The sequence below is a fragment of the uncultured Candidatus Pelagibacter sp. genome (genome assembly GCF_943788075.1).
Lineage (GTDB): Bacteria > Pseudomonadota > Alphaproteobacteria > Pelagibacterales > Pelagibacteraceae > Pelagibacter.
Genome location: NZ_CALSOW010000004.1, coordinates 212,116 through 221,994, shown reverse-complemented (window position 1 = coordinate 221,994; position 9,879 = coordinate 212,116). Strand labels below are relative to the sequence as shown.

Annotated in this window: 9 protein-coding genes and 1 tRNA gene; 8 read left to right on the top strand and 2 right to left on the bottom strand. The window is 32.1% G+C overall.

Annotated features, from left to right (window positions below; all coding sequences use genetic code 11):
* The first annotated feature begins 36 nt into the window (after positions 1-36).
* The 6 genes from Q0X98_RS05925 to Q0X98_RS05900 all read left to right on the top strand — a co-directional run bounded on the left by Q0X98_RS05925 (position 37) and on the right by Q0X98_RS05900 (position 5,268).
* Positions 37-2,466 carry an FAD-dependent oxidoreductase gene (locus Q0X98_RS05925; RefSeq protein ID WP_297682040.1) on the top strand — a complete coding sequence of 810 codons (2,430 nt, stop codon included), beginning with the start codon at positions 37-39 and terminating at the stop codon, positions 2,464-2,466.
* Positions 2,467-2,528: 62 nt separating this feature from the next.
* Positions 2,529-2,738: a hypothetical protein gene (locus Q0X98_RS05920; protein ID WP_297682039.1), complete on the top strand. Its 210-nt coding sequence runs from the start codon at positions 2,529-2,531 to the stop codon at positions 2,736-2,738.
* Between the two features lie 86 nt (positions 2,739-2,824).
* Positions 2,825-2,901 (top strand) — tRNA-Met (locus Q0X98_RS05915).
* A gap of 74 nt (positions 2,902-2,975) precedes the next feature.
* On the top strand, positions 2,976-3,959 hold the full coding sequence (locus Q0X98_RS05910; RefSeq protein WP_297682038.1) for a site-specific integrase: 984 nt from the start codon (positions 2,976-2,978) through the stop codon (positions 3,957-3,959).
* 171 nt (positions 3,960-4,130) lie between these two features.
* Positions 4,131-4,700, top strand: coding sequence for a histidine phosphatase family protein (locus Q0X98_RS05905; RefSeq protein WP_297682037.1), 570 nt, complete (start codon positions 4,131-4,133; stop codon positions 4,698-4,700).
* Positions 4,684-5,268 carry a histidine phosphatase family protein gene (locus Q0X98_RS05900; RefSeq protein ID WP_297682036.1) on the top strand — a complete coding sequence of 195 codons (585 nt, stop codon included), beginning with the start codon at positions 4,684-4,686 and terminating at the stop codon, positions 5,266-5,268. The genes Q0X98_RS05905 and Q0X98_RS05900 overlap by 17 nt, the downstream gene beginning before the upstream one ends.
* A gap of 60 nt (positions 5,269-5,328) precedes the next feature.
* On the opposite strand, the gene Q0X98_RS05895 is transcribed toward Q0X98_RS05900, so the two are convergent.
* Positions 5,329-6,426: an alkene reductase gene (locus tag Q0X98_RS05895; protein WP_297682035.1), complete on the bottom strand. Its 1,098-nt coding sequence runs from the start codon at positions 6,424-6,426 to the stop codon at positions 5,329-5,331.
* Positions 6,427-6,664: 238 nt separating this feature from the next.
* Between Q0X98_RS05895 and Q0X98_RS05890 the strand changes: the two genes are divergently transcribed.
* Both Q0X98_RS05890 and Q0X98_RS05885 read left to right on the top strand, forming a co-directional pair.
* The gene (locus Q0X98_RS05890) at positions 6,665-7,564 is read left to right on the top strand and encodes a dihydrodipicolinate synthase family protein (protein WP_297682034.1); all 900 of its coding nucleotides are present in this window, start codon (positions 6,665-6,667) and stop codon (positions 7,562-7,564) included.
* Positions 7,564-8,919 carry an FAD-binding oxidoreductase gene (locus tag Q0X98_RS05885; RefSeq protein ID WP_297682033.1) on the top strand — a complete coding sequence of 452 codons (1,356 nt, stop codon included), beginning with the start codon at positions 7,564-7,566 and terminating at the stop codon, positions 8,917-8,919. Before Q0X98_RS05890 ends, Q0X98_RS05885 begins: the two co-directional genes overlap by 1 nt.
* Positions 8,920-9,350: 431 nt before the next feature.
* Here the strand turns inward: Q0X98_RS05885 and Q0X98_RS05880 are convergent, their stop codons facing one another.
* The gene (locus Q0X98_RS05880; protein WP_297682032.1) at positions 9,351-9,878 is read right to left on the bottom strand and encodes an adenine phosphoribosyltransferase; all 528 of its coding nucleotides are present in this window, start codon (positions 9,876-9,878) and stop codon (positions 9,351-9,353) included.
* Between the last annotated feature and the right edge of the window lies 1 nt (position 9,879).

Below are 9,879 nucleotides of genomic sequence, written 5' to 3'. Positions count from 1 at the left end.
ATGTTGCACCTGAAGAGGCAATCAAAATCTAATTAAATGAAAAAAGCTTTACCAAACAACACTAAAGTTGTTGTGATTGGTGGAGGTGTAGCAGGTTGCTCAGTAGCTTACCATTTAGCAAAATTTGGATGGAAGGATACTGTTTTACTTGAAAGAGATCAGTTAACTTCAGGAACCACATGGCATGCAGCAGGTTTAGTAGGACAGCTTGGTGCAACTGCTACCATTACAAAACTTAGAAAGTATTCACTTAATTTATACAAGGAACTTGAAAAAAAAACTGAGTTATCAACTGGACTTAAGCAAAATGGAGCTATTACTGTAGCCAGTTCAAAAGAAAGACTTCAAGAATTATTAAGACAAGCAACTTCCGCTCAGCTTTTTGGAGTAAATGTTGAAGTTTTAGATAAGCAACAAATTAAAAAATTATATCCGGTGATCAATGATGATAATATTTTAGGCGGTGTTTATATGCCTGAAGATGGTCAGGCAGATCCAGTAGGGGTTACAAATGTTTTGGCAAAAGCAGCTAGAATGGAAGGAGCTCAAATATTCGAAAAAACTCCTGTTACTAAAATATTAGTAAAAAATAACAAAATATCAGGAGTAGAAACGTCAAAAGGCGTGATTGATTGTGAATATGTGGTCCTAGCAACTGGAATGTGGTCTAGGCAAATTGGAGAAGATATAGGGGTAAGTGTACCATTATATCCAAATGAACATTTTTACATAATAACTGAACCGATGAAAGATCTTCCAAAAAATTTACCTGTTCTTAGAGATTATAATGATTGTTTATATTTAAAAGAGGATGCTGGTAAAATGCTAGTTGGTATTTTTGAACCAGGTGCAAAAAATGCATTTAAAGAAAAAGGAATAGTGCCCAATGATTTTTCTTTTGGAGAGTTCCCAGATGATTTTGATCATTTCGAACCTTATTTGGAAAAATCATTTAAGAGACTTCCAATATTAGAAAATGCTGGAATAAGAAAATTTTTTTCAGGACCTGAGTCTTTTACACCTGATACCCAGTATCTATTAGGAGAAACTGCCGAGGTTAGTAATTTATACACTTGTTGCGGATTTAATAGTATTGGAATTGCAAGCTCTGGAGGTGCGGGTAGAGTAACAGCAGAGTGGATGATTAATGGTTATATGAATGAGGATTTATATTCATTAGATATAAAAAGATTTCAAAAATTTCACTCATCAAAAAAATTTATAATGAATAGAGTAACTGAAACATTAGGAGATTTATATGGAATGCATTGGCCATATAAACAACATAAAACATCAAGAAATCAAAAATTACTTCCTTACCACGAAGATTTAAAAAAAGCTGGTGCATGTTTTGGTCAATCAGGAGAATATGAAAGACCTATGTGGTATGCATTAGATGGTATTAAACCTGAATACGATTATAGTTTTAATTATCAAAACTGGTATCCATCAGTTGAACATGAAAGCAAAAATACAATTAAAAATGTTAGTCTTTTTGAGCTTTCTCCTTTTTCAAAATATGAAATTAAGGGTGAGGGTGCTTATGAAGAACTCCAAAGACTGTGTACCGCAAATATCAAAGATGATATTGGAAAATGTACCTATACGCATATGCTTAATGAAGGTGGTGGTATTGAAACAGATTTAACCGTTGTATGTATTAATAAAAATCATTTTAGAATAATAAGTTCAGCAGCCGTTAGAACTCATGATAAAGCACATATATTAAAAAATTTATCTAAAGATGTTGAGTTTGAAGATGTAACAGACGATTTAATTTGTCTAGGAATTTTTGGACCCAAAAGTAGAGAGTTATTATCAAAAATTACTAATGAAAATTTATCTAATGAAAGTTTTAAATTTGGTACTTCAAAAAATATAGATATTGGATCTTTGAAGGTTTGGACGCAAAGATTATCTTATGTGGGTGAGCTTGGTTATGAACTTTATATAAATAAAGACAATGGAAAAGCAATATACGATTTAGTTGTAGAAACTGGAAAAAATTTTGGTCTTATTCATTGTGGTGCTCATACTATGGATACAATGAGAATGGAAAGTGGTTTTTTACACTGGGGACATGATATTTCTCCTGAAGAAAATCAATATCAAGCGGGACTAAATTTTGCAATTAGTTACAAGAAATCATTTAATTTTATCGGAAAAGAAAAATTATTAGAAATTAAAAACCAAAAATTAGATAGAAGATTTGTGATGTTAATTTTAAAAGATAGTACACCTGGACAACCACTACTATTGCATGAAGAGCCAATATATTTAGAAAATGAAATTATTGGAAAAACTACATCAGGGAATTATTCATTTAACTATGATAAAAACTTATCATTTGGTTACATAAATTCAAAACTTACTAATGAAGAATTATTTAGTAGAGATCTTTATATAGAGATCGAAAAAAAAAAATATAAAGCTCAAATTCTCCTAAAACCTCTTAAAACAGAGTAATTTTAAAGATATTTAATTGAAATTTTGACTTTGTCCATTATAGGTAGTTAATTATTCATGTTATGAAAAAAACTAGTAGACAAATCAACTTATTAGATGTCTCAAAGATTGAACATAAAAGTATTAGATCCGATAAAGTTAAAACTACTGATATAAATATTCTGTTAAACAGAGTTAGACATACAAAAAAAAATGAGTTTAAAAAAAAGATAACCTATTTATTTTTGTTATTTCTAGTAGTTGGTTTTGCAGGTATTTTTTCCTCAGTTTAACTGGCTTTCAATTTTTTAAATTACTAAATTTAAAATTGTTTATTGAAACATAAAAGAATTCTATTATAAACCTTATTGAATTATTTGGCGGGGTAGCTCAGTTGGTTAGAGCGCAGGACTCATAAGCCTGAGGTCAGTGGTTCGATCCCACTTCCCGCTACCAAAAATCAAGCCTTATTTAAGGTTGAACATTTTCAAATATCAATTGCTCCACTCATGCTCCAATGAGGTAATTAAATGGCAACGTTTAGAAGAAGAATGGGCAAATGGGAAGTTAGAGTTAGAAGATATAATAACAAAACAATTTCAAAAACATTTATTCAAAAAGAGGATGCTCATAAGTGGGCAAGGGAAACTGAAACTCAAATTGAAAAAGGTTTGTATGAAGATCTATCTCAAGCAAACACAATAACTTTAAGTGAACTGATGCAAACTTATTATAGAGATGTAACGGTTACAAAGTTAGGTCATTCACAAGAAAAATATAAAATAGATAAGCTATGCAGGCAACCTATAGCTAAACTAAAACTTGCAAAGTTAACACCAATGCAGATTAGAAAGTTCCAAGATCAGTGTTTGTTGATTTATAATCCAAGCACCACAAACAAATATATAACGCTCATATCTGTTGCAATTAAACATGCTAGAACGATGCTTGGAATTTATCTTCCAAGTAATCCTTGTGACTTTATAAAGAGATTAAAAGAACCTGAGTTCAAAGCAGATATAATTGAACCAGAAGAAGAAAAACTTTTATTAACAAAGGCTGAAAGATCAAAAGCTAATTGGTTAAAGTTAGCAATTATGCTTGGGGTTGATTGTGGAATGAGGAGAGGGGAGATTATTAAACTTAGAAGAGAAAATGTTAACTTTGTTAATGCAACTGCAACATTGCTTGAAACTAAAAATGGTTCATCAAGATCTATAGGATTATCTCCTAGAGTAATTAGTGAGATGAGAAAGCTCCCAATTAATATTGATGGTAGAGTTATCAATTGTCCCTCTAACGATAACTTCCAACATTTTTATTCACAGTTGCAACGTTGGACAGGTGTTAAAAAATCATTTCATACAACACGTCATACTTTTGCTAGCAGATGTGCAATGAATGGTTGGAGTATTGCAGAAATATCAGCTCAAGGTGGTTGGAAAAACTTGAGTATTTTAAAACGTTATACTCATATTAAAGCTACTCATTTGTCTAAGAAATTAGCAAACTAAGTAAATAGACACATGGTTAGTATTGAATTTTAGTCAATTAGACTATGTGAGGGATATTGGTTTAGAACTTGGTTCTAGTGCATGGATTTTGCAAGCTTGGATGAATTAATTGAATTCTATTCTAAGCATTAGCAAAAATACATCATGTTTAGGATTTGGTAGTCTTAGATTATGAAAAAAATATTAGGGATCATAATTCTTACTTTCTTATGGGGTGGGTTAGGCTATTCTGTTGAAACAAATCCAGATAAAGCACTTAAGGCTTTAAAAGAAGGTGGTAAAATTGTTTTAATTAGACACGCATTTGCCCCAGGTATTCCAGGAAACAAAGATTTAAAAAAAGAAGAAGGTGGAAATATTAAAGACTGCTCTACGCAAAGAAATCTACTGCAAGAAGGTAAAGAGCAATCGGCAAGGATGGGAGAATTTTTTTCTACTAATGATATTAAAATTGAAAAAGTTTTATCCAGCCCTGTTTGCAGATGTTGGGAAACAGCCAAGTATGCTGGATGGAAATATAAAATAGACAAAAGATTAACATCAAATATAAAAAATAAAGCAAAAGTAGAAAAACTTGCCACAAAATACAAAGGTGATGGAAATTTATTATTAATAACTCATATGAATTTAATAAAAAAATTTTATCCATGGTTTAAAGTGGACTCAGGAGAAATAGTAGTTGCAGATAAAGATTTAAATTTTATAGGTAGTATAGAAATCTCTTATGAATTCACGTACTAAGAGTATCATTTCATACATTATCACAATAAGTTTATTTTTTAGTGGATTTGCTTTTTCAATAGAAACTAATCCAGATAAAGCACTTAAGGCTTTAAAAGAAGGTGGTAAAATTGTTTTAATTAGACACGCATTTGCCCCTGGAATTGAAGGAAACATAGATAAAAAAGGTAATGAGTACAACCAAAAAGATTGTTCTACGCAAAGAAATCTTCTGCAAGAAGGTAAAGAGCAATCGGCAAGGATGGGAGAATTTTTTTCTACTAATGATATTAAAATTGAAAAAGTTTTATCCAGCCCTGTTTGCAGATGTTGGGAAACAGCCAAGTATGCTGGATGGAAATTTAAGATAGATAAAGGATTAACGGGTAATAAAAAAAAATTTAAAAAAAAAATTATTAAATTATCCTCTAAACATAAAGGAGTTAATAATTTAATTTTAGTTACTCACGGAACTCTAATGAGAACAATTTTTCCATCTTATAAAATAGACCAAGGAGGCATGATAGTTGCAGATAAAGATTTAAATTTTATAGGTAGCATTGAAATACCGTATGAGTTTACTTATTAATGAAAAAACTTTTAGGGATCGTGGTTCTGAGTTTAAATGATTGGAGAAATTTAAAAATATCTAAGATAGAAAAGGGTAGTCAGTATAACCTTTTTCATCACCACCATAGAAAGTAGCTCTATCGTATTTATTGAGCTCTGCCTTTTTAGCAATTCTTTCTGGAAGATCAGGGTTTGCAATAAACCATCTACCAAACATAATGGCGTCTGCTTTATTATCATTTAAAGCAACCTCAGCAGTTTCAGGTTTATAGCCTCCTGATGAAATAAACATTCCATTAAATTTAGCTCTGAATAAATCAGAAGTACAAACTGCTTTATCATTTACATTATCATCACCACCAGCAGTAGTTGCTCTTGGTTCGATCATGTTAATATAGACGATGCCTCTTTTATTAAATTCTTCAATTACTTGACCAAATAAATTCATAGGATCACTGTCGCTTACACCATTAAAAGTTCCATAAGGGGATAGACGAACACCTACTTGATCTTTACCCCAAACACCAATCACTGCGTCCAACACTTCGAGAGGAAACTTCATTCTATTAGCAACACTTCCACCATATTCATCTGTTCTTTGATTACTGCCATCTTGTAAAAATTGGTCTAATAAATATCCATTAGCCATATGAATCTCAACACCGTCAAAGTTTGCTTCTTTAGCATTTAGAGCAGCTTGCTTGAAATCATTAACAATGTCTTTTACCTCTGAAATCTCCAATGCTCTTGGAGTTAAAATTTCAGTAGGCTGCCAATCAGCAGTATAGGTTTCACTATTTTTTGCAGGTATTGCAGAAGGGGCAACGGGTAATTTTCCATCTACTTGATATGAAGTATGAGAAATTCTTCCTACATGCCAAAGTTGTAAGAAAATTTTTCCACCTTTATTATGAACTACTTTAGTAACATTTTGCCATCCAGCAATTTGTTCTTTACTATGAATACCAGGTGTTGCAGGGTAACCCTGACCTTGTTGTGAAATTTGAGTTGCTTCTGATAAAATTAAACCAGCTGTTGCCCGTTGTGCGTAATACGTTGCGTTTAATTCTTGTGGAATATTTCCAGGTTGTCCAGCTCGCATTCTAGTTAACGGAGCCATAATAATTCTATTTTTTAATGTTAAGTTACCAAGTTTTAGTTCAGATAAAAGTTTCAAAGTTTATTCTTTTTAGTTAATGGTTTAGGCATTATGTATCACATTCTCTTGTTTATTGTTGAATTGATTTAGCTTATATTTGGATTATCATTATCCTTATAATTCTAACCATCATCTATTTTATTAAGTAACTACCATTCCATCACCTAGACACTTGATTAGAGGTTTGATAGGGTTTGAATATACACCTATTAATTATAGTGGTTAGTAATTAACTATTTAAGGAGATTGAATTTAAATGAAACTGAACGGTATCTATACAGCTTTAATTACACCATTTAATGACGACTATTCAATCAATGAAAAAGCTTACGCTGAAGTTATCAATAAAATTATTGAAGAAGGTGTTCATGGAATTGTTGTGGCTGGATCTACTGGAGAAAACTACGCCCAAACCTTAGAGGAAAGACTTTATTTATTAAAACTGAGTTCAGAAATTATAGATAAGAGGGTAACCTTTATTGCTGGTACGGGTGGAGTAATTAGAACAGAAGACTCGATTTTAATTGCACAATCAGCAAAATCTAATGGTGCAGATGCCATAATGATATCATCACCACCTTACGCTGTACCAACCAGTAAAGAGAATGCGATTAATGCAATTGCAATTGAGCAATCAGTAAACCTTCCTGTTTTGCTTTATAATTATCCAGGTCGTACTTCAGTAAATATGGATGAAGAATTTTTAAACCTTGTTAGTCAATCAAAAAATTTTTCTGGAATAAAAGAAAGCTCAGGTGAAATGGATAGAATTGGTTATCTAATTAAGAAATACCCAAACATAGCATTATGTTGTGGAATGGATGACCAAGCTTACGAATACTTTCAAGCGGGTGTTAAAAGCTGGGTTTGTGCTGGTAGTAACTTTTCAGCTACTGCTCACATTGCTTTATGGAAAGCATGTGCTGTTGAAAATGACTTTGCTAAAGGCAAAAAGATTTGGGATGCTATGTTGCCATTGATGAAAAATTTAGAGCAGGGGGGTAAATTTGTTCAATCAATAAAATATGGGGTTACAATAAAAGGAATTAACGCAGGCATACCTCGTCTGCCATTACAGCAATTAAATGAAATTGAAAAAAAAGAATTTGAAAATATCATTAACACTATGAATAATACCATTAAGGAAATTGGATAATGTCTAATACTCGAGTTGCAAAAAGATTGCCTCGGGATCCAGGACCTCCAGCTTGGCGAAGTATTATTCCAGATCAACCCAGATATCCAAAATTAGAAAATAAGATTATAACTGATTGGCTTATAGTTGGTGGTGGCTTTGCAGGATTATCTGCTGCAAGGAGATTATGTCAAATTACAAACACAGATAAGATCGCATTAATAGAAGCCTCAGAAATTGCAGCTGGACCTGCAGGTAGAAATTCAGGTTTTATGATTGATCTACCTCATGAACTTGGCTCAGGTTCTTACCAAGATAAAATAGAAGTTGATCAAAAACATATTAAATTAAATAGACAGGCACTACAATTTGCTAAAGATGCTGCTGAAGAATATTCAATGCCTACTGAAGCGGTAGAACCTAGTGGACGTATTAATGGTGCTGTAAATATTAATGGTGAAAAGCATAACAAAGAATATGCTCAGCATTTAGATCAACTTGGTGAACAATATAAAAACTTATCATCTTTTGAGATGGAGAAAATTACTGGTTCAACTTTTTATAAAAGTGGGCTTTTTTTACCAGGCTGTCTTATGCTTCAACCGGCTCTTTATATAAGTAAATTGGCTAATGGTATTTCACAATCTAATGGAAATAAATTTTCAATCTATGAGCATAGCCCAGCAATAGAGATTAAAAAAAATAATGATAATTGGGAAATAAAAACCCCAACAGGTTCAGTTATTACAAAAAAAATTATTATGGCTGTAAACGGTCATGCTGAATCGTTTGGTTTTTTTGAAAAACGATTAATGCATGTGTTTACCTACGCATCTATAACTAAAAAACTAACTAAAGATCAACTAACAAAACTTGGAGGTGAAAAAAAATGGGGTGTTACTCCTTCAAATCCAATGGGATCAACGGTTAGAAAAATTACTGGGATTAATGGGGATAGAATTGCAATACGTAATCGTTGGACCTTTGATCCATCGATGGAAGTTTCAGAGCAAAGAGTAAGTAAATTTGGCAATGATCAAGATAAAAGTTTTAATGATAGATTTCCAATGTTGTCAGATGTTGAAATGGAATATAGATGGGCTGGAAGGTTATGTTTGTCATTAAATTCAGTGCCAGCTTTTGGTGAAGTAGATAAAAATATTTTTTCAGCTTGTTGTCAAAATGGTATTGGTACTGCAAAAGGCACTTTAGCAGGAATTGGTGCGGTAGATTTAGCAACGAACACAGATTCAGCTATCGTTAATGATATGAAATCCTACGATGCACCAAAAAAATTGCCTCCTAAACCTATTTCTTACTTAGGGGCTAATGCTATTATTAAGTGGCGTGAACTTAAAGCTGGAAAAGAATTATAAAACATTCATAGCCACGCCTCAGGCTTCTTGAATCCTGGTTAATTAACAAATCTTCATATCAAAAGGTTTAGAAATTTTGCAAAATTTTTTAGGTCTATGAATGAAACAAACACAGTATTACAGGCTAGAGTAGAAGTAACATTTTTTGAATTTTAGGTGGGATAGGGTTACTTAAACTTTTTATTTTTGAAATCGGACTGGTACCACTATTGCGTCTCTAATGCGTCAATGACATTGGTTCTTGACTAAGATTCTTTAATTTGATTCAATGTCACTAGAAAGGATAGAGAGCATTTACAGGAGTAATTGTTTTAGAGTAGGTGACAAGGGTTCATGGCGATAGACTCATAAGCCTGAGGTCAGTGGTTCGATCCCACTTCCCGCTACCAAAAATTAAGCCTTATTTAAGGTTCAACATTTTTAGCTATCAATTAATGTCCTGGAAACTCTATTAAATTTTCAACTTGGTAGTTTTTCTTTACCAAATTATCAGATCCACCTAAGTCAAATAAGTTAATTACAAATACGAAAGCTGCAACTTTACTTTTTGACATTTCAACAAGTTTTGCAGCAGCTTCTGCTGTACCTCCAGTTGCAATCAGGTCATCAATAATTAAAACATTATCATTTTCATCTAAAGAGTCTTTATGAACCTCAATTGTAGCCGTTCCGTATTCAAGTTCAAAATCGATTGAATGAACATCTGCGGGTAATTTATTTTTTTTTCTAAGCATTATAAACGGTTTCTTTAAAATATAAGAAACTGCTGATGCGAATACAAAACCACGTGATTCTATTGCTGCAATTTTTGTAAAATTATATTTTTTTGATCTTTCAACTATTTGATTAATAGTTTCCGCAAAAGCATTTTCATTTTTAATTAGAGTCGTAATATCCCTAAAAAGAATTCCTTTTTTGGGATAATCTGGTATTGATCTAATATATTTTTTTAAGTCCATT